Annotated in this window: 1 pseudogene; it reads left to right on the top strand. The window is 53.0% G+C overall.

Annotated elements, in window-relative coordinates:
* Window positions 1-230, top strand: a pseudogene (traP, locus tag RTW80_RS31090) (IncI1-type conjugal transfer protein TraP); the annotation flags it as partial.

Genomic DNA, 230 nt, shown 5'->3' with positions numbered 1-230 from the left:
CTGAAACAGAAATAGATGAAACCGGCAGCTTCGGTGAACCCGAAGAGAAACCCGCCCCCTTCTGGAAACGTTCCGTCTGGGGGATATCTGTAGCAACATGGGGGCTATGTGCAGTCGTGTTGCTCGCAGCCATATGGTATCTGTTCCTGAGAGCGCCATCGGAAACAGGCATGCCTCCGTTTAATGATGCGGATGCTGGCGTACAGACCTGGCAAACCACACAAGAATCA

The sequence above is a fragment of the Escherichia sp. AM3 genome (assembly GCF_032029835.1).
In the GTDB taxonomy this organism is placed as follows: domain Bacteria; phylum Pseudomonadota; class Gammaproteobacteria; order Enterobacterales; family Enterobacteriaceae; genus Escherichia; species Escherichia coli.
The sequence above is the reverse complement of the archived record's forward strand: the minus strand, read 5'-3'. Positions and strand labels throughout refer to the sequence as shown.